Annotated in this window: 19 protein-coding genes; 9 read left to right on the plus strand and 10 right to left on the minus strand. The window is 69.9% G+C overall.

Going from position 1 to position 24,417, the window contains the following annotated elements; translation table 11 throughout:
• Positions 1 to 26: 26 nt before the first annotated feature.
• Complete coding sequence (gene ffh / locus AC1MBE_RS02825) at positions 27 to 1,613, minus strand: signal recognition particle protein (protein WP_479780732.1); 1,587 nt, start codon at positions 1,611 to 1,613, stop codon at positions 27 to 29.
• A 150-nt stretch (positions 1,614 to 1,763) separates the two neighbouring features.
• On the opposite strand from ffh, the gene AC1MBE_RS02830 reads away from it, so the two are divergent.
• A complete protein-coding gene (locus AC1MBE_RS02830; RefSeq protein ID WP_479780734.1) occupies positions 1,764 to 3,152 on the plus strand; it encodes a glucose-6-phosphate dehydrogenase in 1,389 nt (462 codons plus the stop codon).
• Between the two features lie 165 nt (positions 3,153 to 3,317).
• Here the strand turns inward: AC1MBE_RS02830 and AC1MBE_RS02835 are convergent, their stop codons facing one another.
• On the minus strand, positions 3,318 to 3,656 hold the full coding sequence (locus AC1MBE_RS02835; RefSeq protein WP_175320845.1) for a P-II family nitrogen regulator: 339 nt from the start codon (positions 3,654 to 3,656) through the stop codon (positions 3,318 to 3,320).
• Positions 3,653 to 5,026, minus strand: a complete 1,374-nt coding sequence (locus AC1MBE_RS02840) for an ammonium transporter (protein WP_479780736.1) — start codon at positions 5,024 to 5,026, stop codon at positions 3,653 to 3,655. Before AC1MBE_RS02840 ends, AC1MBE_RS02835 begins: the two co-directional genes overlap by 4 nt.
• Positions 5,027 to 5,264: 238 nt before the next feature.
• Here AC1MBE_RS02840 and AC1MBE_RS02845 point away from each other — a divergent pair, with 238 nt between their 5' ends.
• Both AC1MBE_RS02845 and AC1MBE_RS02850 read left to right on the plus strand, forming a co-directional pair.
• Complete coding sequence (locus AC1MBE_RS02845) at positions 5,265 to 6,506, plus strand: MFS transporter (protein WP_479780738.1); 1,242 nt, start codon at positions 5,265 to 5,267, stop codon at positions 6,504 to 6,506.
• Between the two features lie 48 nt (positions 6,507 to 6,554).
• Positions 6,555 to 8,237: a hypothetical protein gene (locus AC1MBE_RS02850; RefSeq protein WP_479780740.1), complete on the plus strand. Its 1,683-nt coding sequence runs from the start codon at positions 6,555 to 6,557 to the stop codon at positions 8,235 to 8,237.
• A gap of 101 nt (positions 8,238 to 8,338) precedes the next feature.
• Here AC1MBE_RS02850 and ftsY read toward each other — a convergent pair whose 3' ends face one another.
• Positions 8,339 to 9,547 (minus strand): signal recognition particle-docking protein FtsY, encoded by a 1,209-nt coding sequence (gene ftsY / locus AC1MBE_RS02855; protein WP_479780742.1) that lies wholly within the window; start codon positions 9,545 to 9,547, stop codon positions 8,339 to 8,341.
• A 77-nt stretch (positions 9,548 to 9,624) separates the two neighbouring features.
• On the minus strand, positions 9,625 to 13,233 hold the full coding sequence (smc, locus tag AC1MBE_RS02860; RefSeq protein WP_479782438.1) for a chromosome segregation protein SMC: 3,609 nt from the start codon (positions 13,231 to 13,233) through the stop codon (positions 9,625 to 9,627).
• 305 nt (positions 13,234 to 13,538) lie between these two features.
• Between smc and AC1MBE_RS02865 the strand changes: the two genes are divergently transcribed.
• The 3 genes from AC1MBE_RS02865 to AC1MBE_RS02875 are packed head-to-tail and all read left to right on the plus strand — an operon-like array spanning position 13,539 to position 18,300.
• On the plus strand, positions 13,539 to 14,561 hold the full coding sequence (locus AC1MBE_RS02865) for a 3-oxoacyl-ACP synthase III (RefSeq protein WP_479780744.1): 1,023 nt from the start codon (positions 13,539 to 13,541) through the stop codon (positions 14,559 to 14,561).
• Entirely contained in the window at positions 14,555 to 17,221 is a 2,667-nt protein-coding gene (locus AC1MBE_RS02870; protein ID WP_479780746.1) for an alpha/beta fold hydrolase, read from the plus strand. The genes AC1MBE_RS02865 and AC1MBE_RS02870 overlap by 7 nt, the downstream gene beginning before the upstream one ends.
• Positions 17,218 to 18,300 carry an NAD-dependent epimerase/dehydratase family protein gene (locus tag AC1MBE_RS02875; RefSeq protein WP_479780748.1) on the plus strand — a complete coding sequence of 361 codons (1,083 nt, stop codon included), beginning with the start codon at positions 17,218 to 17,220 and terminating at the stop codon, positions 18,298 to 18,300. The genes AC1MBE_RS02870 and AC1MBE_RS02875 overlap by 4 nt, the downstream gene beginning before the upstream one ends.
• Here the strand turns inward: AC1MBE_RS02875 and mutM are convergent.
• From mutM to coaD, 5 genes are all read right to left on the minus strand, one after another.
• Complete coding sequence (mutM, locus tag AC1MBE_RS02880; RefSeq protein ID WP_479780750.1) at positions 18,252 to 19,211, minus strand: bifunctional DNA-formamidopyrimidine glycosylase/DNA-(apurinic or apyrimidinic site) lyase; 960 nt, start codon at positions 19,209 to 19,211, stop codon at positions 18,252 to 18,254. The genes AC1MBE_RS02875 and mutM overlap by 49 nt on opposite strands.
• A gap of 8 nt (positions 19,212 to 19,219) precedes the next feature.
• Positions 19,220 to 20,011 (minus strand): ribonuclease III, encoded by a 792-nt coding sequence (gene rnc, locus AC1MBE_RS02885; protein ID WP_479780752.1) that lies wholly within the window; start codon positions 20,009 to 20,011, stop codon positions 19,220 to 19,222.
• A gap of 21 nt (positions 20,012 to 20,032) precedes the next feature.
• The gene (gene rpmF / locus AC1MBE_RS02890; RefSeq protein WP_056738282.1) at positions 20,033 to 20,236 is read right to left on the minus strand and encodes a 50S ribosomal protein L32; all 204 of its coding nucleotides are present in this window, start codon (positions 20,234 to 20,236) and stop codon (positions 20,033 to 20,035) included.
• A gap of 36 nt (positions 20,237 to 20,272) precedes the next feature.
• Entirely contained in the window at positions 20,273 to 20,797 is a 525-nt protein-coding gene (locus tag AC1MBE_RS02895; RefSeq protein ID WP_146337283.1) for a YceD family protein, read from the minus strand.
• Positions 20,798 to 20,971: 174 nt separating this feature from the next.
• Positions 20,972 to 21,472 (minus strand): pantetheine-phosphate adenylyltransferase, encoded by a 501-nt coding sequence (gene coaD, locus AC1MBE_RS02900; RefSeq protein WP_479780754.1) that lies wholly within the window; start codon positions 21,470 to 21,472, stop codon positions 20,972 to 20,974.
• 48 nt (positions 21,473 to 21,520) lie between these two features.
• Here coaD and AC1MBE_RS02905 point away from each other — a divergent pair, with 48 nt between their 5' ends.
• From AC1MBE_RS02905 to AC1MBE_RS02915, 3 genes are read left to right on the plus strand one after another with little or no spacing between them, the layout of a single operon-like run.
• Entirely contained in the window at positions 21,521 to 22,423 is a 903-nt protein-coding gene (locus AC1MBE_RS02905; RefSeq protein WP_479780756.1) for an SDR family NAD(P)-dependent oxidoreductase, read from the plus strand.
• Positions 22,420 to 23,628 carry an aminotransferase class I/II-fold pyridoxal phosphate-dependent enzyme gene (locus AC1MBE_RS02910; RefSeq protein ID WP_479780758.1) on the plus strand — a complete coding sequence of 403 codons (1,209 nt, stop codon included), beginning with the start codon at positions 22,420 to 22,422 and terminating at the stop codon, positions 23,626 to 23,628. The genes AC1MBE_RS02905 and AC1MBE_RS02910 overlap by 4 nt, the downstream gene beginning before the upstream one ends.
• Positions 23,625 to 24,413 carry a spermidine synthase gene (locus AC1MBE_RS02915; RefSeq protein WP_479780760.1) on the plus strand — a complete coding sequence of 263 codons (789 nt, stop codon included), beginning with the start codon at positions 23,625 to 23,627 and terminating at the stop codon, positions 24,411 to 24,413. The genes AC1MBE_RS02910 and AC1MBE_RS02915 overlap by 4 nt, the downstream gene beginning before the upstream one ends.
• The last annotated feature ends 4 nt before the right edge of the window (positions 24,414 to 24,417 follow it).

Raw genomic sequence — 24,417 nt, forward strand, 5'->3', positions numbered from 1 at the left:
CATACTGGCTGTCCGTCCGGCTTCAGCTACTTGCCGCCGCCGAGGAACTTGTCGAAGCCCTTGGGCAGGTTCAGCTGGGACGGGTCGAACTCGCCGCCCTGCTGGCCGAAGGCTGCCCCGGTGGGTACGGTCTTGGGGCCGGCGGCGCGCCGTGCCTCCGCGTCCTTGAGCTCCTGCGCAGCCTTGGCCGGATTGCCGGAGCGGGCCTTCTTCTTCGGCGCGCTCTTGGCTCCCTTGCGGGCACCGCCGCCGCCCATCCCGGGCATTCCCGGCATACCGGGCATGCCGCCGCCGGCTGCCATCTTCTTCATCATCTTCTGCGCCTGGGCAAAGCGCTCCAGCAGGCCGTTGACCTCGGAGACATGCACGCCGGAACCGCGGGCGATGCGGGCGCGGCGGGAGCCGTTGATGATCTTGGGGGCCACCCGCTCGTGCGGGGTCATTGACCGGACGATCGCCTCGACCCGGTCGATTTCGCGCTCGTCGAACTGCTCCAGCTGCTGCCGGATGTTCTGCGCACCGGGCATCATCATGAGCATCTTCTTCATCGAGCCCATGTTGCGGATCTGCTGCATCTGGGCGAGGAAGTCCTCGAGGGTGAAGTCCTCCTGGTCGGCGAACTTCTTCGCCATCCGGGCCGCTTCGTCCTTGTCCCAGGACTTTTCGGCCTGTTCGATCAGGGTCAGCACGTCGCCCATGTCGAGGATGCGCGAGGCCATCCGGTCCGGGTGGAAGAGCTCGAAGTCGTCCAGGCCTTCGCCGGTGGACGCGAACATGACCGGCTTGCCGGTGACCGACGCGACGGACAGCGCGGCACCGCCGCGGGCGTCGCCGTCGAGCTTGGAAAGCACGATGCCGGTGAAGTTGACGCCTTCATCGAAGGCCATGGCCGTGTTGACGGCGTCCTGGCCGATCATCGAGTCGATCACGAAGAGGACTTCGTTGGGGACGATGGCGCGGCGGATCTGGCGGGCCTGTTCCATCATTTCGGCGTCGACGCCGAGCCGGCCGGCGGTATCCACGATCACGACGTCGTGCAGGGTCCGCTTCGCTTCCTCGACGCCGGCACGCGCGACGGCGACCGGGTCACCGGCGGGGTGGTCCAGCTCGGTGGAGGTGGCACCCGGGTGCGGGGCGAAGACGGGAACGCCGGCGCGCTGGCCGACCACCTGCAGCTGGGTCACTGCGTTGGGGCGCTGCAGGTCGCAGGCCACCAGCATGGGGCTGTGGCCCTGCGCCTTGAGGAACTTGGAGAGCTTGCCGGCGAGCGTGGTCTTACCGGCGCCCTGGAGGCCGGCGAGCATGATGATGGTGGGACCGGTCTTGGCCAGCCGGATGCGGCGGGTCTCGCCGCCGAGGATCTCGACGAGTTCCTCGTTGACAATCTTCACGATCTGCTGGCTCGGGTTCAGCGCACCGGAGACCTCGACGCCGAGGGCCCGCTCACGCACGCGGCCCGTGAACTCCCGGACCACCGGCACGGCAACGTCGGCGTCCAGCAGGGCACGCCGGATTTCGCGGACCGTGGCGTCAACATCCGCCTCGGTGAGGCGGCCCTTGCCACGGAGGTTCTTGAAGGTTGCTGTCAACCGGTCAGAGAGTGAATTGAACACGCGCCGTGCACTTCTTTCAGTGGATCTACAGCTGGCGGCCAGTGCGGCACGCCAGAGTCGTGACTGTTTCGCCGGAACGAACTGCCTCGACAACGGGACTCGACTATCTAGGGTACCAAGACGCGCCTTCAAGATGGCATGCTGGCTTAGGTGACCAGCCAACCAACTGTAAAAACCCTGCTCATCCTCGGCGCCTCGGGCGATCTGACCGGCCGGCTGCTGCTGCCGGGCCTGGCCCGGCTGGTGGCGAAGGGCCACGCGCCGGGCCTCACCCTGGTGGGTGCGGGCTCGGACGACTGGGCCCCGGAACAGTGGCTGGAGCGCCTTGAGACCTCCTTCGCCGACGCCAACTCGCAGGCCGACACCGGCGGCAAGCGGGAGCTGAACCGGATCCGCGAAAGCACCAGCTACCACCGGCTGGACGTCACCGCCGAGGGGCAGCTGTCCGGGCTGCTGGCCACGCTGGACGGACCCGTGGCCGTGTACTTCGCGCTGCCGCCGAAGATCAGCCAGCTGGCCTGCGAGGCCCTCGCCCCGGAGCAGGTGCCCGCCGGGACCCGGCTGGTGATGGAGAAACCGTTCGGGTCCAGCGAGGAGTCCGCCCGGGACCTCAACCGGACCCTGGCGGCCCTGGTCCCGGAGGACCACATCCACCGGGTGGACCATTTCCTGGGCAAGGCGACGGTGCTGAACATCCTGGGCTTGCGCTTCGCAAACACCTTCCTGGAGCCGGTGTGGAACCGGGACTACGTCGAGAAAGTGGAGATCATCTTCGATGAGGACCTCGCGCTCGAAGGCCGTGCCCGCTACTACGACGGCGCCGGCGCCCTGCGCGACATGATCCAGAGCCACCTGCTGCAAATCATGGCCCTGATGGCGATCGAACCGCCCGCCTCAGTGGACGAGCGGGACCTGCGCGACGCCGTCGCCACGCTCCTGCGGGCCAGCAGCATCAAGGCCCCGTATGCCAAGAACACCCGCCGGGCACACTACACGGCGGGGTCAATCGACGGCCGGAAGGTGCCGGACTACGCCAAGGAAGAGGGCGTGGATGCCTCCCGGAACACCGAAACCCTCGCAGAGGTGCAGGTGGACATCGACAACTGGCGCTGGCAGGGGGTGCCGTTCGTCCTCCGCTCGGGCAAGGCACTGGGCTCCATGCGCAAGGAGGCCGTGGTCACTTTCCGGCCGGTGCCGCACCTGCCCCGGGGCTTCACCGGGGTGGACGCCCCCAACCAGCTGCGGATCGGCTTCGGCCCGGACACGCTGCAGTTCGACGTCGACGTGAACGGCCCCGGCAACGTGCTCAGCCTGGACCGGGCCACCCTGAAGGCCGAACTCAGCGCCTCCGAGCTGCTCCCCTACGGCGAAGTCCTGGAAGGGGTGCTGAACGGGGACCCGCTGCTGTCCGTGCGCGGCGACACCGCGGAAGACTGCTGGCGCATCCTCGAACCCGTGCTCAAGGCCTGGGCCCGGGACAGTGTGCCGCTGGAGGAATACGCCGCCGGGTCCGCCGGCCCGGAGGGCTGGCCGACGTAGCCGCACCACGTAAGGGGCGCTCCCGACGTCGGGGCGCTCCTGCCCGCGGGAGCCGCCCCACCGCGCGCAACAAAAGCGGGCCGGACACATTTTCAGGTATCCGGCCCGCTGTCGCAGCCCCCGATCGCGGTCCGCGTGCGCGGCTGCGGCTGGAGGGCCGCGGCCCTAGATGGCTGCTGCGCCGCGCTCCCCGGTGCGGACGCGTACCGCCTCGAACACATCCATCGTCCAGACCTTCCCGTCGCCGGCCCGGCCGGTGTTGGAGCTGGCGATGATGACGTCCAGGATGTCGTCCGCCTGTTCGTCGGTGGCCAGCACCTCGACCCGGATCTTCGGCAGCAGGTCCACGTTGTACTCGGCGCCGCGGTACACCTCGGTGTAGCCGCGCTGCCGGCCGTAGCCGCTGGCCGCGCTGACCGTCAGGCCCTGCACGCCGTAGGCTTCCAGGCCTTCCCTGATTGTGTCGAGCTTTTCCGGACGGACGATTGCGGTGATCAGTTTCATGCTTCCACACTTTCCTTGCCTGCGGCGGTCTTCTTGCCGTTCGACGTGACGTCCACGGACTCGGTGGCCGGTACTTCCGCGCCCTCATCCAGCTGCCTGCCGGTGATGAGTTCGTGCAGCGGCTGGAAGCTTCCGCCGCGGCCGCTGACGCCGAACTCGTAGGCCGTCTCGGCGTGCAGGCTCAGGTCCACACCCACAACTTCCTGTTCCTGGGAGACCCGGAAGCCCATCAGCTTGTGGATCGGGAAGGCGATGATGAACGTCATGATCGCCGTGAACGCCATGGCGATCAGGGCTGCCAGGACCTGGGCGACAAGCTGCGTGGTGCCGCCGCCGTAGAACAGGCCCGCGGTGCCCTGGGCCGGGGTGGCGAGGAAACCGATCGCCACGGTGCCGACAACGCCGGAGACAAGGTGCACGCCGACGACGTCGAGCGAGTCATCGTAGCCGAACTTGAACTTGAGGCCGACGGCGAGCGCGGACGCCACACCAGCCACGACGCCGAGGGCGATCGCCCCGAGCGGTGAGACGTTGGCGCAGGCCGGGGTGATGGCGACGAGCCCTGCCACGACGCCGGATGCGGCGCCGAGGGACGTCGGGTGCCCGTCGCGGAAGCGTTCGACGGCCAGCCAGCCGAGCATGGCGGCGGCCGGAGCGGCGAGCGTATTGATCCAGATCAGGCCGGCCTGCTCGACCGTGGCGGCGGCGCCGGCGTTGAAGCCGAACCAGCCGAACCAGAGGATGGCTGCGCCCACCATGACGAACGGGACGTTGTGCGGGCGGTGGTTGGGGTCCTTGCCGAAGCCGCGGCGGTTGCCGATGATCAGCACCAGGATGAGGCCGGCGACGCCGGCGTTGATGTGGACCACGGTTCCGCCGGCGAAGTCGATGACCGGAGCGAAGGCCTGGCCGAACCAGCCGTCTGCGGAGAAGAGGCCTCCGCCCCAGACCATGTAGGCCAGCGGCGCGTAGACCAGGGTGGCCCAGATGGGCGTGAAGATGACCCAGGCGGAGAACTTGGCGCGGTCTGCGACGGCGCCGGAGATCAAGGCGACGGTGATGATGGCGAAGGTGGCTGCGTACCCTACCTTGAGCAGGTCAGCCGGTTCGGTGAAGTTGTGCAGCCCGAAGTGGCTGGTGGGGTTCGCGAAGATCTGGAAGAAGTTGTCTTCGTTGCTGGTAGCCATCGAAGCGCCCCAGAGGACCCACATGATGCCTACGGTTCCAATGGCGACGAAGCTCATCATCATCATGTTCAAGGCCGACTTGGCGCGGGTCATGCCGCCGTAGAAGAATGCCAGGCCCGGGGTCATGAACAGCACAAGGGCTGACGCGACCAGGAGCCAAACGAGACCTGCGGTGAGTTCCATGGTCTGCGTCCTCTCTTGCTCTTAGGTGCGGACTTGTCCGCCGGTCCAACGCGTTTTGCGTTCTAAGAAGATTCTGCTGGCGCAGTGTTTCACCGGCAGAGGATTTACATTGCCGGGTTGTTACAAGAACCTCCCGGAAGTAAATGGTGCGTCTCGCACTTGTTACGGTTATGTTTCACGCGTTCAATCACGCCCCAGCCTTCCCCCGGGCACCAGAAGCAGCACCGAAAGCAGCACCATGAGCAAAGCAACCCGTTCCGCCAACGGATCCCGCCCGCTGGCCGGCCTCCGCCGCCCCGGCGGCCCCCGCCTGCCCCGGGACATCAAGGTGATGCTGGTCGCTGCCTTCCTGATCGCGCTGGGGTTCGGCCTCGTCGCGCCGGTGCTCCCCCAGTTCGCCACGACCTTCGACGTCGGCGCCACCGCGGCGGCGGTGATTGTCAGCATCTTCGCGTTCATGCGGCTCATCTTCGCCCCGGCGGGCGGGGCGCTGATCGTGAAGCTGGGCGAACGGCCCGTCTACGTTGCCGGGCTGCTGATCGTCGCTGCATCCACCGCAGCCTGCGCGTTCGCCCAGGACTACTGGCAACTGCTGGTCTTCCGCGGCCTGGGCGGGGCCGGCTCCGTGATGTTCACCGTGGCCTCAATGGCCCTGGTGGTGAGGCTCGCCCCGCCGGAAAGCCGCGGCCGGGTCTCCGGGGCCTACGCCTCGGCCTTCCTGATCGGCAACGTGTGCGGGCCGATCGTGGGCGGGCTGCTGGCCAGCTTCGGCCTGCGGGTGCCGTTCCTTGCCTACGCGGCCGCGCTGGTGCTGGCCGCCGCCGTCGTGCAGACCCAGCTCAGCCACGTCCCCGCTGGGTCCCGTGAGGCAGGCGCGGCGGCGCCGGCGATGCAGTTGCGGGACGCGCTGCGCGACAGTGCCTACCGGGCCGGGCTGGCCTCCAGCTTCGCCAACGGCTGGGCCACGTTCGGCGTCCGGATGGCGACGGTGCCGCTCTTCGCCGTCGCGGCGCTCGGCGCGGGCCCGTCGTCCGCGGGCTGGGCGCTGGCGGTGTTCGCGGGGGGCAATGCCGCGGCGTTGACCTTCTCCGGGCGGCTCGCGGACAACCTGGGCCGGAAGCCGCTGATGCTGGCCGGACTGGCAGTCACCGGCCTCGCCACCGCCGCCATCGGCTTTACCCACGAGCTGCCCTGGTTCCTGCTGGCCTCCACCATCGCGGGCATCGGGTCCGGGCTGCTGGGGCCGGCGCAGCAGGCGGCGATCGCCGACGTCGTCGGCAACGAACGCTCCGGCGGGCGGGTGCTGGCCGTGTTCCAGATGACCGCGGACAGCGGCGCGATCGTGGGGCCGGTCATCGCCGGAGTGCTGGCCGACCGGCTGGGCTACGGCTGGGCCTTCGGCGTGACCGGCGGGGTGCTCCTCGCGGCGGCGGTGGGCTGGCTGCTGGCCCGGGAAACGTTCCAGCGCCAACCCAACTAGACCGCACTAGGCTGGGGCTAACCAAGCGCCACGGCTGGAGAAATTGATATGCCCCGTACTGACCACCAGCCAAACAATGTGGGACCCGTCTCCGCCGGAGCCCGCCCCTCCCGCAAAGTCATCCGACTCCGCATCATCGCAACAATTGCCGGCCTTGCCGTCGTCGCGTTCGTTGCCGCCCTGCTCAGCGTGGCTTGGAACCCTCACCCGACGCCAGGGAAAGCAGAAGCCACCCCGCCGGACAGCCGGACGCAGCCTGTTCCGAAGGCCACGAGCCAGGGTGCTGCTTTCTACAAGCAGGTCCCGCCTCCGCCGGGCTCCCCGCTGGTGACAGCGGCTCCGCTGGAGCTGACAGTCAAGGCCGCGCCGGTCGGAACGGCGCTTAACAAGGGCACCGTTGGATTCTCGCTGGAAGCGACCGACCTGGCGGACCCCGCGCTCAGTGCGGAGAATGCCTCGGTGGTAAAGCTTCTCAAGGACTCGGACAACACTGTCCTGCGGTTTGGGGGTAACTCCGTCGACCGTCGGTTCTTTTGGACCTCGTCCGGCGAAGCACTGCCAAAGAAGTACAAGGGAGACAAATCCCACCCGGCCAAAGTAGTCACACCGGCGGATTTGGGGCGCGTTGCCACTCTCCTTAATGCGACCAATGCCAGGATCAGCCTCACGGTGGACCTCGGACACTACGACCCGGCGCGGGCAGCGGACATGATCAGATACGCCTCCAAGATCTTCGGCCCCCGGCTGCTGAGCTTTACCGTCGGGAACGAACCGAACGGGTTTGCCCCCACGAAACTGCGGCCGGCCAACTACGGCATCGGCAAGTACGTTGCGGAGCTCACAGCCTATGCAAAGGCAATATATGCGGTCGCCCCCCGCGTCACGATTTCGGGTCCCGGCGTTTACGACCAGACATGGTGGAAGCCTTTCGTCGACGCCAAGCTGCCGCAGAAGAAAGTCCTGTCTTTCCACAACTACCGGCTCTCCAGCTGCAAGGACACGAAGTCCCCGAACTTCCCCACAATCTCCAACCTGCTGGGACCACTCAACCGCCAGCGCGCCGCAACTTACCAGCAGAGTGCCCTTAAAGTGGCCAAGGCCGCCCGCTTGGAGACCTGGCTCGCGGAGACGGGCATGTCAGCCTGTCCAGGGTCCAACCAGACCACCGAGACGCATGCGGCGGCCCTGTGGGCAGCGGACTACGCGCTCAATGCCGCCCGCCTCGGCATCACCCGGCTGGGCTTCCACAGTTCCATGATGACCTGCAAAGGTGGGCCTCCGATGTCCGTAATCTGCAGCGGCGGGGCCTACCTCAAGCCGAACGGCGAGATGGTGCCCCGTGCGAACTACTTCGGCATGGCGATGGTCGCTGACCTGGCGCCCGGGAGGTTCCTGGAGCTCAGCAGCAAGGGCGGAGGGTTGTCCAACAGCTACGCACTGCGGAACGCCGACGGCAGCACCACGGTGGTCATCGTCAACGAAAACGACCCCGAGAAGTACGCCCAAACCGAAGTTTCGCTGAAGCTGCCCGGCCGCGCCCGGCGCGGAACCATGACACAGCTCAGCGGCCCGCGCCTGGACGCACAGGACAGCACGGTGATCGACGGGGCCAAGGACGCGCCGGTCCCGGCCGCCAAGCGTCCCACCGTGCCGGGCTTCTCCTACGGATCTCACACGCAGAAGTTCAAGCTGACGGCCGGCACCGTGACGGTGCTGAACTTCAGCTACTGACCGGACGGCCCCGGTTTAACCCAAACCAGCCCGCACCTGTTGTCGTTTCGAGGGCTGAAAACGACAACCCGTGCGGGCTGGTTTGTTGGGGGCGGGCGGCGTTAGTTCAGCAGCGCGTCCACGAAGGTTTCGGCGTCGAAGGGCGCCAGGTCGTCCGCGCCCTCGCCGAGCCCAACCAGTTTGACCGGAACGCCGAGGGACTTCTGGATCGCGACGACGATGCCGCCCTTGGCGGTGCCGTCCAGCTTGGTCAGCACAATGCCGGTGATGTTCACGACCTCGGCGAAGACCCGGGCCTGGTTCAGGCCGTTCTGGCCGGTGGTCGCATCCAGGACCAGGAGCACCTCGTCCACCTCGGCGAGCTTTTCGATCACGCGCTTGACCTTGCCAAGCTCGTCCATCAGGCCGACCTTGTTCTGCAGCCGTCCCGCGGTGTCGATCATCACGACGTCGACTTCCTGGTCGATGCCGGCCTTGACGGCCTCGTACGCGACCGACGCCGGGTCCGCCCCGTCAATGTCGGACTTGACCGTGGGAACGCCGACGCGCTGGCCCCAGGTGGCGAGCTGCTCGGCCGCGGCGGCGCGGAAGGTGTCCGCGGCGCCGAGCAGCACGTCCTTGTCCTCGGCGACCAGGACGCGGGCCAGTTTGCCCACCGTGGTGGTCTTGCCGACGCCGTTGACGCCGACCACCATCATCACCGCGGGCTTGTCCGCGTGGCGTTCGACGTTCAGGCTGCGGTCCATGGTGGGGTCCACGAGCTTGATGAGTTCCTCGCGCAGCAGGGCCTTGACCTGCTCGGGCGAACGGGTCCCCAGCACCTTGACCCGTTCGCGGAGGGCGTCCACCAGCTGCATGGTCGGTTCGGTGCCCAGGTCCGCGAGGAGCAGGGTTTCTTCGACTTCGTCCCAGACGTTCTCGTCGATCTTGTCGGCGGAGAGCAGGGCGAGCAGGCCCTTGCCGAGGATGTTGTTGGACTTGACCAGGCGTTCGCGCAGCCGGGTCAGCCGGCCGGCCACCGGCAGCGGCGTCTCGACCGGCACGGTCTCGAGGCCCGCGACATTGTCCGGCACCTCTACGGTTTCGAGGCCTTCAAGGTCGACGGCGTCCGTCGCCGCGGTCCCGCGCGGCGGGGCCGGGCGGTCCTCCAGCAGCGTGCCACCGCCGGAGCCCTGCACGGGGTCATTCGCGTCGCGCTGCGACGGGTAGTTGGTGATGTTCTTCCGGGTCTTCATAAGCACCGGAATCAGCGCACCGAGGACCACGAGGGCAACGAGGATGGGCAGGATAATGGGGAGGATGTCGTTCACTCCCCTAGCTTCTCATAATCCTTAAACGCGCCGCGGGCGGCACCGTGGGTGCCCGGGGACGCCACGCACCCCTGAACTCAGACGTCGGCGCCCAGCCGCTGGCTGATCACGGTGGAGACGCCGTCGCCGCGCATCGTGACTCCGTAGAGCGCGTCCGCGACCTCCATGGTGCGTTTCTGGTGCGTAATGACGATCAGCTGGCTGGACTCGCGCAGTTCCTCGAAGATCGTGATGAGCCGGCCCAGGTTGGTGTCGTCCAGGGCGGCCTCCACCTCGTCCATGACGTAGAACGGCGAGGGCCGGGCTTTGAAGATCGCCACCAGCAGCGCCACTGCCGTCAGCGACCGCTCCCCGCCGGAGAGCAGGGACAGCCGCTTGATCTTTTTCCCGGCGGGCCGGGCCTCCACCTCAATGCCGGTGGTGAGCATGTCCGAGGGGTCGGTCAGGACCAGCCGGCCCTCGCCGCCCGGGAACAGCCGGGCGAAGACCCGGACGAACTGCGCCGCGGTGTCCTCGAAGGCCTCGGCGAAGACCTTCTGCACCCGCTCGTCGACTTCCTTGATGATGTCCAGCAGGTCCTTGCGGCTGGACTTGAGGTCTTCCAGCTGGGTGCTCAGGAATTGGTGGCGCTCCTCGAGGGCCGCGAACTCCTCCAGCGCGAGTGGGTTGACCCGGCCCAGGGCGGACAGGTCCCGCTCGGCCTTCTTCAGCCGCTTCTCCTGCTCTTCGCGGACGAAGGGTTTGCCTGCCACAATCTCGCGGCCGTCCTCGTCGACCGGGGCGCGGAGGGCCGCCCATTTGTCGCCGGTTTCGCCCGCCGTCACGGGTACCGGCTGGTCGGGGCCGAAGTCGGCGACGAGCTGGTCGGCGGTGAGGCCGAGCTCCTCGACGCTGCGCAGCTCGAGGGCTTCGATCCGGAGGCGCTGCTGCGCCCGGGCCAGCTCGTCCCGGTGCACGGAGTCGGTCAGCTCGGCCAGTTCGCGGGCAAGGGCGTCGTTGCCGGTGCGCACCCCGGCCAGCTCGCGCTCCATCTGCTCGCGGCGCTCCTCCGCGAGGTCGCGTTCGCGGCGGGCCAGTTCCACGGACACGTCAATGAAGCCGATGACCTGTTCGACGGCGGCGGACACGGCGGCGGCCCGGCGCGCCTGCAGCCGGCGGCGGCGGGCCCGTTCGGCGGCTTCTTCCCGGGCCCGGCGTTCAGTTGCGGCGGCCCGTTCCAGCGACGAGGCCCGGTTGCGGATGGCGGTCAGCTGCTCCTCGGCGCTGCGGAGCGAGAGCCGGGCCTCCATCTCGGCCGAACGTGCTGCCGACGCCGCGAGGGCGAGGGCGTCGCGGTGCTCGGGCGAGGGTTCTTCCTCGGCGGGCGCCTCCTGGGCCGCAGCCAGCCGGGCAGCGACTGCCTCCAGCGCCTCCTGGTCCGCCTGGATGTTCGCTTCCGCGCGGGCCAGCGACGCGGCGAGGCGTTCGCTTTCCCCGACGGCGCTGCGCAGCACCGAGTTCAGGTGGCCCAGCCGTTCGGCCACGGCGGCCAGCCGGGCGTCCGAGTCGTGCAGCTTGTCGAGGGCGGCGTCGGCCCGTTCCTGGGCGGCGGCGCGGCGGGATTCCGCGGCGGACCGGGCGAAGCGGTTGCGCTCCAGCTCCGCGCCGACGGCGGCCAGCCGGGCGGCGGCATCGTCCACGGCGGCCTGGACTTCCAGCAGCGAGGGCGCCGTGGACGACCCGCCAGTGACGGTGAGCGCGGTGAACACGTCCCCGGCCCGGGTCACGGCAGTCAGCTCCGGGCGGGCGGCGATGAGCGTGGCTGCGGCGTCGAGGTCCTCGACGACGGCGGTGCCGGCCAGCAGCCGATCCAGCGGCACACTAGCGCGGGCTTTGTCTCCGCCGAACTTGTCTCCGGCCGGGGTGACGAGGTCGGCGGCCCAGCGGGCGCCCGCGGGAAGCCCGCCGTCCTGGCCGTGGGCGGCCGTCCCGGGTGTGCCGGCCAGCAGCAGCGAGGCGCGGCCGGCGTCGTCGTCCTTCAGGAGCTGCACCGCGGCGGCAGCGGAGGCGGCGTCACGGACGACGACGGCGTCGGAGCTGTTGCCGAGGGCGGCGGCGATGGCGGCTTCGTAGCCGGTTTCGACGCTCAGCATGCCGGCGAGGGGGCCGAGCACGCCGGGCAGCTCCGCGGCCAGCACGTACTCCGAGCCGTCCTTGCGGTTCAGGCCCAGCTGCAGGGCATCGCGGCGGGCCACGAGGGCGTCGCGTTCCCGCTCAGCGTCGCGTTCGGCCGCCGTGAGGGCATCGATGTCCGCCACGATCGCGTCGAGGGCCTCGCTCGCGGCCTCGTATTCGGCGTCGAGGGTTTCCTCGCCGTCCTCGACGCCGGCCACCTGCGACTCGAGGGCGGTGAACTCGCTCTGCGCGAGTCGGCGCCGTTCCTCGCCGGCCTTCTGCGACTCCCTGAGCCGGCCCAGTTCGGCCTGGCCGGATTCGACCCGGGACCGCGCTGCGCCAACCTGGCCGGCGAGCCGGGCGAGGCCTTCACGGCGGTCCGCGGCGGCCCGAAGCAGGGCCGCGAGGCGTTTGTCCTCGGCGGCCGCGGCGCTCTCGGCGTCCTGTTTGGCGGCGGTGGCGGCGTCCAGGGCGGTGCGCCGCTCGAGGATCTGGGCTTCGAGCCCGGACTGTTCCGCGCGGACACGGGCTGCTTGCTTTTCGAGCTGCTCGGGGTCCCGGCCGGCGTCCGGGGCCGCTTCGGCGGCGCCGAGCAGGCGGCGGCGTTCTTCGGCGAGCGAGCCCAGCGAGCGCAGCCGTTCCCGCGCGGCGGAGAGCTGGTACCAGTTGTCCCGGGCGGCGTTGAGCTTCGGGGTGGCCTCGGCGGCGAGCTGTTCCAGGGCGGCCTGGCGCCGGCGGCCGGTTTCAAGGTCGCGTTCGACGACGGTGCGGCGCGCCTTCAGCGCGGTCTCGTCGGCGACGTCCTGTTCCAGCACAGACTGCAGCTGGACGAGGTCGTCGGCCAGCAGGCGGCAGCGCGCGTCGCGGACCTCGAACTGGACGGTCTGGGCGCGGCGGGCCACCTCGGCCTGCTTGCCCAGCGGGGTGAGCTGGCGCCGGATTTCCCCGGTCAGGTCGCTGAGCCGGGCGAGGTTGGCCTGCATGGCTTCGAGTTTGCGGACCGTCTTTTCCTTGCGGCGGCGGTGTTTGAGGATGCCGGCGGCCTCCTCGATGAAGCCGCGCCGGTCCTCCGGGGTGGCGTGCAGCACCTTGTCCAGCTGTCCCTGGCCGACGATCACGTGCATTTCGCGGCCCAGGCCGGAGTCGGAGAGCAGTTCCTGGATGTCCAGCAGCCGGCAGCTGGCGCCGTTGATGGCGTATTCGGAGCCGCCGGTGCGGAACAGCGTGCGGGAGATGGTCACTTCGCTGTAGTCGATCGGGAGTGCGCCGTCGCTGTTGTCGATGGTCAGCGAGACGTGGGCGCGGCCCAGCGGCGGCCGGCCGGAGGTTCCGGCGAAAATGACGTCTTCCATCTTGCCGCCGCGCAGGGTCTTGGCGCCCTGTTCGCCCATCACCCAGGACAGCGCGTCCACCACGTTGGATTTGCCCGAGCCGTTGGGGCCCACCACGGCGGTGACGCCGGGTTCGAATTCGAACGTCGTCGCGGAGGCGAACGACTTGAATCCGCGGACGGTCAGGCTTTTGAGGTGCAAGGTGTTTCGGGTCTCCTGCTCGATGCGGACGAAGGCGCGCTGCCGGAAGGGCGCGTTTCGCACGGACGCGGGTGGTGGGGGCGGCGCCGGTACTAACAATCTACTGCGGAGCGCCGTCAATTCCGTGCCCATTCCGCGCAGAACCCCTGCAGAACCCCGGCGGGGCCGCCGCAGGAGCCGCCGGCGGCGACGGGCTCCGTGTGCGGGAATGGAACCGCTCGGGGCATAGTTAAGCTCTTGGGCTTGTGCCCAGCGATGCGGTTAACGTCCCGGAGCGCGGGACGGACACGAACAGGGGCTTGATCTTGGTAGGGAACGCAACATTCAGGCACCGCAACACCGCCTTGCTGTCGGTGAGCAGCGTCGAAGCTCCGACCGTGGTCAGTTCCACGGAGTTCGACCGCCGGCTGGCATCGACCCTGCGGCGGCTGAGGGTTCCGCCGAAACTGCTCGAACGGGTGGCCGGTATCACGCACCGCCGCTGGTGGGCGCCCGGGACCTCGTTCGACGACGCCGCCATCGAGGCGGGCGCAAAGGCGCTGGCCGAGTCCGGCATCGAAGCGTCCGACGTCGGCCTGCTGATTAACACCTCCGTCACGCGGCGCAACCTCGAGCCGTCGGTCGCGGTGAAGATCCACCACGGGCTGGACCTGCCGTCCTCGGCCATGAACTTTGACCTGGCCAACGCCTGCCTCGGCTTCGTCAACGGCATGACCCTGGCCGCCAACATGATCGACTCCGGCCAGATCCGGTACGCCATGATCGTCAACGGCGAGGACGCGCAGGCTACGCAGGAGGCCACCCTGGCCCGGCTGCAGCGGCCGGAGACCACCCGTGAGGACTTCAACCGCGAGTTCGCCACGCTGACCCTCGGCTCCGGAGCCGCAGCAGCCGTCCTGGGCCCGGCGGACCAGCACCCGGGGGCGCACCGGATCCTGGGGGGCGTGATGCGTGCCGGCACCGAGCACCACGAGCTGTGCGTGGGCGGCGTCGACGGCATGGCCACCGACACCAAGGGCCTGCTCGACGGCGGCCTGCAGCTTGTGGTGGACGCCTGGCAGGAGGCGCAGCCGGAGTGGGACTGGGCCTCGATGGACCGCTACGTCACGCACCAGGTCAGTAATGCCTACACCCGGGCCATCATCGACGCGATTGACCTGGATCCGGACAAGGTGCCGATCACGTTCCCGCACTGGGGCAATGTGGGCCCGGCGTCCCTGCCCATGACCCTGGCCGCCGAGGCGCAGACCCTCGAAGCCGGGGACCGCGTGCTGTGCATGGGCGTCGGTTCCGGCCTGAACACCGCCATGATGGAAATCGTTTGGTAGCCGCCGGCTGGCCGGGCGTCGATCCCGAGTGGCCGCGCGAGGTCGACGTCGGGTCCACCTCCGCCGCGGACGCGCCCGGCACCGTGCGCCGCTGGCACCTGCTCGACAACGGGGCCCAGCTCGCCCGCCGGGGGCTGACGCCCGCGGGCACGCTGCTGTGCGTGCACGGCAACCCCACCTGGTCCTACCTGTGGCGGAGCCTGCTGGCCGCCGGATCCAGCCCCGACCATCCGTGGCGCGTGGTGGCCGTGGACCAGCTGGACATGGGCTTCTCCGAGCGCACCGGCACCTTCCGGCGCCTAGCGGACCGGATCAACGACTTGGGCGACCTCACCAAGGCGCTGGGGCTGGAGGGCCCGGTGGTCACCGTCGGCCATGACTGGGGCGGCGTGATCAGCCTCGGCTGGGCCCTGGCCCACCCGCAGCAGCTCGCCGGCGTGGTGCTCACCAACACCGCCGTCCACCAGCCCGCCGGCTCCCCCATCCCGCCGGCGCTGCGGCTCGCCCTGCACCCCGCGGTGCACGGCTGGGGAACCACGACGTCGGATGCGTTCCTGCGGGTGACCCACGCCCTGGCCCGCCCGCCGCTGGCCGCGGACGTCCGCCGGGCCTTTATGGCCCCCTACCGCGGCGCCGCCCGCCGCGCCGGCGTGGGGAACTTCGTCGCCGACATTCCCGCCGACCCGTCCCACCCCAGCTTCCCGGCGCTCACCCGCGTCGCCGAAGGGCTGCGCGGGCTCACGGTTCCGGCGCTGATGCTCTGGGGACCGCGGGACCCGATCTTTTCCGACCGGTACCTCAAGGACCTCATCAGCCGGCTGCCGGCGGCCAAAGTGCACCGCTTCGAGGGTGCCGGCCACCTGGTCGCGGAAGACCGGGACATCGCCGCCCCCGTCTTCGACTGGCTTGCCGGGCAGGGCCGGGACAACGGACCAGGCGTACAGCCGCTCGCGCCCGGCGCCGGGGTTCCGCCGCTGTGGGCGCCCCTGACCGAACTCGCCGCCGGACCAGCCGGCGGGGACACCGCCGTCGCGGAGATGGCCGCTGACGGCAACGTGGCCCGCACGCTCAGCTGGCAGCAGCTGGAACAGGACGTCGCCGCCCTCGCGGCGGGCCTGCAGGAGGCCGGTGTGGCGAACGGCAGCCGGGTGAGCCTGATGGTGCCGCCGGGCGCGGACCTCACCGTCGTGCTCTACGCCTGCCTGCGGCTGGGTGCGGTGGTGGTCGTGGCCGACGCCGGCCTGGGCACCCGCGGCCTGAGCCGCGCGGTGAAGGGCGCCACCCCGGATTTCCTGATCGGCATCGACAAGGCGCTGGCGGCAGCCGCGGCCCTCGGCTGGTCGGGGCGGCGCATCAGCGTGCGGGATCTCCCGGCCGCACAACGCCACCTCCTCGGCGTTGAAACGTCCCTCGCCGCCCTGGCCCGCCGCGGTGCCGCCCTGGACCCGGCAGGCACCGGCCCGGCTGCCGCTGCCCCGGTTCCGGCGCCGGATGCCCCCGCCGCGGTGCTCTTCACCTCCGGCTCCACCGGCCCCGCCAAGGGCGTGCTGTACACGCACCGGCAACTGGCCGCGATGCGGGACACCGTCGCCGCGACGCTGGGCATCCGTCCGGGCGCACGCCTGGTGGCCGGCTTCGCGCCGTTCGCCCTGCTGGGTCCGGCGCTCGGCGCGGTCTCGGTGACGCCCGCCATGGACGTCACCGTACCCCGCAGCCTGACGGCCCGCGCGCTGGCGGACGCCGCCGCAGCAATCGACGCCACGGTGGTCTTCGCCTCCCCCGCGGCGCTGCGCAACGTCGTCGCGACCCGGGCCGGTCTGGGCCGCGCCGGGAATGAGGCCCTGGGCCGCGTGGAACTGCTGCTGTCCGCGGGGGCGCCGGTCCCCGAGCCCCTCCTCGCTGATGTGCAGCGGTTACTGCCGGCGGCCTCGCTGCATACTCCGTACGGGATGACGGAGGCGCTGCCGGTGACTGACATCAGCCTCGAACAGATCCGTGCCGCCGAGGCCGACGCGGCCGCCGGCACCGTGGCGGGGGCCGGCAACGGCGTCTGCGTGGGCCGGCCCGTGCACGGCGCCCGCACGGCCGTCATCCCGCTCGCCGCAGACGGCACGGCCCCGGGGAACGAGCCTGTCACGGACGCGGGAGTGACCGGTGAGATCCTGGTCAGCGCCCCGCACGTGAAGGATGCCTACGACAGGCTCTGGCTGACCCAGCGCGAGAGCGTCCGGACCCCCGGCTGGCACCGCACCGGCGACGTCGGGCACTTCGACGCCGCCGGCCGGCTCTGGGTGGAGGGACGCCTCGTACACGTCGTGACGGCGCCGGGCGCGGCGGTGACGCCCGTGGGCGCCGAGCAGGCCATCGAACGCCTGGACGACGTCGGACTGGCCGCCGTCGTTGGGGTCGGCCCGGCCGGGACGCAGGCGGTCGTCGCCGTCGTCGAAACCGTCCCCCCGGTGCGCCGGGCGGGCCCTGCGGCGCCGCAGCTCGCCGGACGCGTCCGGGATGCGGCATGCCAGGCCGGCGTCAACATCTCCGCGGTGCTCGCCGTCCCTTCCCAGCCGACCGACATCCGGCACAACGCCAAGATCGACCGGACCCGCCTGGCGCGGTGGGCGTCATCGGTGCTGGCCGGCGGCCGGCCGGGCACGCCGTGAGGGTCCTCGTCACCGGCGCCAGCGGCCTGCTCGGCGGCGAAGTCGCCCGGCTGCTGGTCCGGCAGGGCCACAGCGTCACCACCTTCCAGCGCCGGCCGTCCGGCGTCGACGGCGCCGCCGACGTCGCCGGGTCCGTCACGGACGACGGCGCCGTCCGCAGCGCCGTGGCCGGCGCCGAGGGCGTCATCCACCTGGCCGCGAAGGTCTCCTTCACCGGCCGCGCCGCGGACTTCGACGAGGTCAACGTCGAGGGCACCCGCCGGTTGCTGGCGGCCGCCCGCGGGGCCGGCGTGCGCGACCTGGTGTTCGTCTCCTCCCCGTCCGTGGCCAACTCCGGGGCCGCGATCGCCGGCCTGGGCGCCGAGCCGGCGGATCCGGTCCGCGCGCACGGGGACTACTCCCGTACCAAGGCCGCGGCCGAAGTGCTGGCGCTGGCCGAGGATTCGCCGGACTTCCGGGTGGCGGCGATTCGCCCGCACATCGTCTGGGGCCCGGGCGACACGCAACTGGTGGAACGGGTGCTGGACCGTGCCGGCCGGCGCCGCCTGCCGCTGCTCGACGCCGGGGCGGCCCTGATCGACACCACCTACGTGGACAACGCCGCGTCCGCGATCGTCGCCGCGCTGCACCGCATGGAGCACATCCACGGCCGGGCGCTGGTGGTCAGCAACGGTGAACCGCGCCCGGTCGGCGAGCTGCTGGCGGGTATCTGCGCCTCCGGCGGCGTCCCCGCACCGTCGTGGAGTGTCCCGGGCAGGCTAGCGCGGGCGGCAGGAGCGGTGGTGGAGGGGCTCTGGTCCAGGGCCGGCCGCGCGGACGAGCCGCCCATGACCCGGTTCCTCGCCGAGCAGCTTTCCACCGCGCACTGGTTCGACCAGCGCGAGACCCGCGAACTCCTCGACTGGACCCCCGCGGTGTCGCTGGACGAGGGCCTGGCACGGCTGGCCACGCACTACGGCCCACCCGCGTCGATTGCTCCGCAACCGCCCTTTTCGGACCTGAAAACGGCAGTTATGGAGCAGTCGACGGGTTACCAGCGTCCGTTCCGGGGCCGCGGCTGGCAGACCGGGCACGTGTAGGAGGAACGGTTCATGAACTGTTCGCGCTTCATCACGCTCACGATGCCCGCCGCGGCGCAACGCCGGCACTCCTGGCCCACGCGGCCATAGGCGTTGAGGGACCGCTCGAAGTAGCCGGACGCGCCGTTGACGTTGACGTAGAGGGAATCGAAGCTGGTTCCCCCGGCGGCGAGGGCATCCGTCATGACCTGCCGGGCGGCGTCGAGCACCCGCTGCGCCTCGGACCGGCGGAGCGTGTCCGTGGGCCGGGCGTAGTGGAGCTTGGCCAGCCAGAGCGCCTCGTCGGCATAGATGTTCCCGATCCCGGAGACCAGGGCCTGGTCCAGCAGCGCCCGCTTGAGGCCGGTTTTCCGCGCCCTGAGCCGCTGGTAAAACAGGTCAAAGGAAAAATGCGGGTCCAGCGGGTCCCGGGCAATGTGCGCTGCTTCTTCGGCGATCAGCGGCAGCGGCGTTTCCGCGAGGCCGCCGGCATGGCCGTCCAGGGTGGGGACCAGCGCGGTAAGGAACAGCCCGCCGAAGATCCGCTGGTCCACGAACCGCAGCTGTTCGGGCATGCCCGCCGCCGGGCTCAGCCGCAGCCGGATCTTCAGGTGCTTCTCGTCCGCCACGGCGGCGTCCTGCATCAGGAGCTGGCCGGACATGCCCAGGTGCGCCATCAGCGCGACGGCGGGGGCCGGCGCAGCGCTGCCCGGTCCGGCGGGCGTGTCTGCCAGCGGGAGCCACAGGAATTTGCCGCGGCGCACGACGTCGAGGACCCGGGCGCCTTCGAGGTTGCCGGCGAAGTCCTCGGCACCGAGCGCGTGCCGGCGGATGGACCGCCGATCCAGCACGTCCACGGCGGTGATCGTCCGGCCGCGCACCCAGTTCACCAGGCCGCGCCGGACGACTTCCACCTCGGGCAGTTCGGGCAAGGAAGCGCCTAGCTGCCGGTCTGGGTCTTGAGCCGCGCGGCCGCCGCCGGCGCCTCAGCGGCGTCGGCAGTGGCGGCGGGTGCGGCCGCCGGTGCCTCAGCGTCACCGGAAGCGGCCGGGGCGGGCGCGGAGAGCCGGCGCCAGGCGTCGGCGGCCGCTTCCTGCTCGGCTTCCTTCTTGGAGTTGCCCGAGCCGGTGCCGTAGTCGTTGCCGCCGATCCGCAGCACGGCTTCGAACGTCCGCGCGTGGTCCGGGCCGGAGCCCTCCACGGCGTAGTTGATCGTGCCGAGCTGGCGGCTGGCGGCGAGCTCCTGGATGCTGGTCTTCCAGTCGGTGCCGGCACCGAGCGCGGCAGCATCCTGGAGCAGCGGTCCGACCAGGCGCATGACGAGCCGGCGCGCGGTCTCCAGGTCGTTGGACAGGTAGGTCGCGCCGATCAGCGCTTCCATGGTGTCCGCCAGGATGGAGGCCTTGTTCTTGCCCTCGGTGAGCTTTTCGCCCTGGCCGAGGTAGATGTACTCCCCCAGCCCGATGCTGCGGCCGATGCCGGCCAGCGCCCGGGTGCTGACGACGGCGGAGCGGCGCTTGGCCAGGTCCCCTTCGGGCAGCTCGGGGTTGTCGCGGTAGAGCGCGTCGGTGACGGAGAAGCCCAGGATGGAGTCGCCCAGGAACTCGAGCCGCTCGTTGGTGGGGATGCCGCCGTTTTCGTAGGCGTAGGAACGGTGTGTCAGAGCAAGACGAAGCGTCCCGGCGTCAATAGTGACACCGAGACGCTTCAGAAGCTCTTCAGTTGAAGACATCTTGGTCAGCCTGTTGGCGGATTAGACGTCTGCGACCTTGCGGCCCTTGTACTCAAGGAACAGCGCGGTGCCAGCCGAGTCGGTAACGACCTTTGCCTGGTGCGGCAGGCTGTAAACAACCTGTCCGTTTTCCACGGTCTTCACCAGGTGGGGGGCGGTTGCCTTCCACTGGGAGCGGCGGGCGCGGGTATTCGAGCGAGACATTTTCCGCTTCGGGACAGCCACGGCTAACTCATTTCTCTCTAGTCCAACACTTACAAATCAGTTTTGCCGGTCAGGCTTAGCCAGATCAGCTAGGGCAGCCCAGCGAGGATCTACGACCTCGTGGTGGTGCCCCGGCTCGTCTTCCAGGCGAACTCCGCATTCGGAGCAAAGGCCCTGGCAGTCTTCCCGGCACACCGGCTGGAACGGCAGCATAGTGACAACTGCGTCCCGCAACACCGGCTCAAGATCGATTAGATCGTGCTCGACTCGACGTTGCTCTTGTTCGTCTTCTTCATCCGGGAATTCAGCATCCCCGTAGAAGAAAAGTTCTTGCACATTGACCTCAAGGTCATACGCAAGGGGATCCAGGCATCGACCGCATTCGCCAGTTACTTCGACGTTCGCGGTACCTGATACCAGAATTCCTTCGTGTACGGCCTCCAGGCGCAGATCCAGCTCAACATCCGAGCCTTCCTGCACACCAATGAGCGCCACACCAAGGTCACTTGGCGCGGGTACATGTTCCGTCAGTGTCCGCATGCTTCCCGGACTGCGTCCGAGGTCCTTGACGTCGAACGCCAGGGGCGAACTAGCATCTCGTTTAATGAGAACTCCTGTTGAACATATGACCGACGTACCATCTTAGCCTGAACTTCCGGACGGACTCAAACCGGACGGCAGCGCACGGTTCAGCACCGCGCACCGGCCCGGCAGGGGCCGCGCAACCGGCAGCAGGCCGCCGAGTACCGATCAATCCTACCCTCTGCGGGGCGGATCCTGGACCGGCTCGCCGGAACCCAGCCGTTTCAGCACGGACTTCGGCACAAAGTCCGAGACGTCGCCGCCGAGCGTGAAGACTTCCTTGATCAGGGTGGAGGACAGGTGCAGGTAGTGGCCTTCGGCGGGAATGAACACCGTTTCGACGCCGGTCAGCTGCCGGTTCATGGTGGCCATCGGCAGCTCGTAGTCGAAGTCCGAGGAGGAGCGCAGGCCCTTCACGATCGCGTTGGCTCCGCGCTGCCGGCAGTACTCGGCGAGCAGGCCTTCGCCCACGGGTTCCACCACAATGCCGCGCAGCGACGCCAGGGTTTCCCGGGCCATGTCCAGGCGTTCCTCGAGCCCGAAGCGGTACTTCTTGGCGTAGTTGGTGGACACCGCCACGATGACCTCGTCGAAGAGCCCGGCCGCCCGGGCAATGACTTCCAGGTGGCCGTTGTGAATAGGGTCAAAGGAGCCAGGGCATACGGCGCGTCTCATGCTCCGAACCTACCCCATCGGCCTTGCGCGCCGGGATAGCATGGCGGAATGTCAGCATCTAACAGTTCTACTGCCGAGTCAGCGCCCGCGCCGTTCACCGTCTCCGGCGGCACCGTCCTTATCACCGGCGCCGCCATGGGCATGGGCCGGCTGTATGCGCTGCGCGCGGCGCGCGAGGGAGCCGCCGTCGTGATCCTCTGGGACGTCGACGCCGACGGCCTGGCCGGGACGGCCGCCGAGGTCACCGCACTCGGGGCGCGCGCCGTCGTCCGCGAAGTGGACCTGGCCAGCCGGGAGGCGATCGCGGAGGCCGCGCAGGAGGCGGCGTCCGAGGGCCCGCTCACCCTGCTGGTCAACAACGCCGGAATCGTGCGCGGCGCCCTGTTCTGGGACCACGAACCGGCGCGGGACATCGCGCTGACCATGGACATCAACGCCCTCGCCCCGATGTACGTCACGCACGCCTTCCTGCCGGCCATGATGGCCGACGGCGGGCGGCCGCGCCGGATCCTGAACATCGCCTCCGCCGCCGGCACCGTCTCCAACCCGCGGATGAGCGTCTACGCCGCCTCGAAGTGGGCGGTCATCGGCTGGAGCGACTCGCTGCGGCTGGAACTCGAACAGCAGGGCTACGGCCACCTCAAGGTCACCACGTTCTGCCCCAGCTACATCTCCACGGGCATGTTCGCAGGCGCCCGGGGCCCGCTCTTCACTCCCCTGATGACGCCGGACGACGCCGTCAACCGCGCCTGGCGCGCCACGGCAGCCGGCCAGCCGCAGCTGATTGCCCCGGCGACGGCGCAGCTGGGCAAGGTGCTGCGCGGGCTGCTGCCGGTCCGGGCCTGGGACTTCGTGGGCGGGAAGATCTTCGGCATCTACACCACCATGGACAAGTTCACCGGCCGCGGCGGAGCCGCAGCAGAAGAATCCGACAAGGCGGAGACCCGGTGAGCGGGAAGCCGCTTGCCCCGTGGCAGCGGGCGGCCCTCGGGGCCAACCTGCTCTCCCCCGGCGGGGACCTGGGCGTCACCATCTTCGAGGAGATGACCACGCTGGCGCTCAGCACCGGCGCCATCAACCTCGGCCAGGGCTTCCCGGATGAGGACGGCCCGGCGGAGATCAAGGACGCCGCCCAGGCCGCCATCGCCGCCGGCGCCAACCAGTACGCCCCCGGCAAGGGCATCCTGGAGCTGCGGGAGGCCATTTCCCTGCACCAGGAGCGGTTTTACGGGCTGACCCCGGATCCACAGACCGAAATCATCGTCACCACCGGCGCCACCGAGGCCATCGCAGCCGCCCTGCTGGCCCTGGTGGGTCCCGGGGACGAGGTCCTCACCTTCGAGCCGTTCTACGACTCTTACGGCGCCATCATCGGACTTTCCGGCGCGCGGCACGTCACCGCACCGCTGCTGGCTCCGGACTTCATGCCCGACCTCGACGCGCTGGCAGCGGCGTTCAGCGACCGCACCAAGGTGGTGCTGGTGAACAACCCGCACAACCCCACCGGTGCGGTGTTCCCGCGCGAGGTCCTGGAACGCGTCGTCGAGCTCGCCACCGCGCACGACGCCGTGATCATCACCGACGAGGTCTACGAACACCTCACCTTCGGCGCCCGGCACCTGCCGATCGCGACGCTGCCCGGAGCGGCCGGGCGCACGCTGACCATTTCGTCCGCCGGAAAGACCTTTTCCTTCACCGGGTGGAAGGTCGGCTGGCTCAGCGGCCCCCAACACCTCGTGGCCGCGGCCCGGACGGTCAAGCAGTTCCTCAGCTACAGTTCCGGAACCCCGTTCCAGAGCGCCATTGCGGTGGGGCTGGGCCTGCCGGACGAGTTCTACGCCGGTATCGCGGACACGCTGCGGCTCAAACGCGACATCCTCAGCGAAGGGCTGCGTGCGGCGGGGCTGGAGGTCTACACCCCGGAGGGCACCTACTTCGTGAACGTGGACACCGCCCCGCTGGGCATTTCCGACGCGGTGGACCTGGCCCGCCGGCTGCCGGCACTGGTGGGCGTCGCCGCCATCCCGGTCCCGGTGTTCTGCCACCCGGAGGGCGCCGAGCGGACCCGCAGCCTGCTCCGCTTCGCATTCTGCAAGCGCACCCACGTCCTGGAGGAAGCCGCCGAGCGGCTCGCCACCCTCCGGTACGTGCTGTGAGCACGGGCGGCGCCCCGGCGGCCACCCGCTTCCTGCGGACCACCGGCCAGCACGCCGTGATCGAGCCCGACGCGTTCACCGAGGGCGGGTTCGTGCTGAGCATCGGCGGGGCCGAACAATCCCACGTCAACCTGGCCGAGCCGGATGACATCTTCTACGAGTACCTGCGCCGGATCGGCCACGTGGTGGACCTCGCGGCGCCATGGGGCGAACCCATCACCGCCCTGCACCTGGGCGCCGGCGCGCTGACCCTCGCGCGCTACATCCAGGCCACCCGGCCCGGCTCGGTGCAGTACGCGGTGGAGCTGGAACGGGAACTGCTGGACTTCGTGCTGCAGCAGCTGCCGATGCCGGAGGGGACCCAGCTGCACACGGTCATCGGCGACGCCCGCGAATCGCTGGCCGCGCTGCCGGCGGAACTCCGCTTCGACGTCGTGATCCTGGACATCTTCTCCGGGCCGGAGGCACCGGAGCATCTTGCCTGCACCGAGTTCTACCAGGAGGCCGCGGCCCGGCTGACCCCGCGCGGCGTCCTGGTCATCAACGTCGGCGACGAGCCGGGCCTGACCCTGGTGCGCAGCCAGGTGGCCGCGCTGCGCCGGGCGATGGCCGATGTGGCCGCGTTCGCCGAGACCGGCATGTTCGCGGGCCGGCACCCCGGCAACATCATCCTGGCCGGCACACAGGGTCCGTGGCCCGAGGCCTGGACGGCGGCGCTGACGGCCCGCGGCCCGCACCCGGCAAAGGTGTTCTCCGGCGTCGAGCTGGACGTGCTCTCGGCCTGATCAG

The organism is Arthrobacter sp. BG5 (assembly GCF_056680155.1).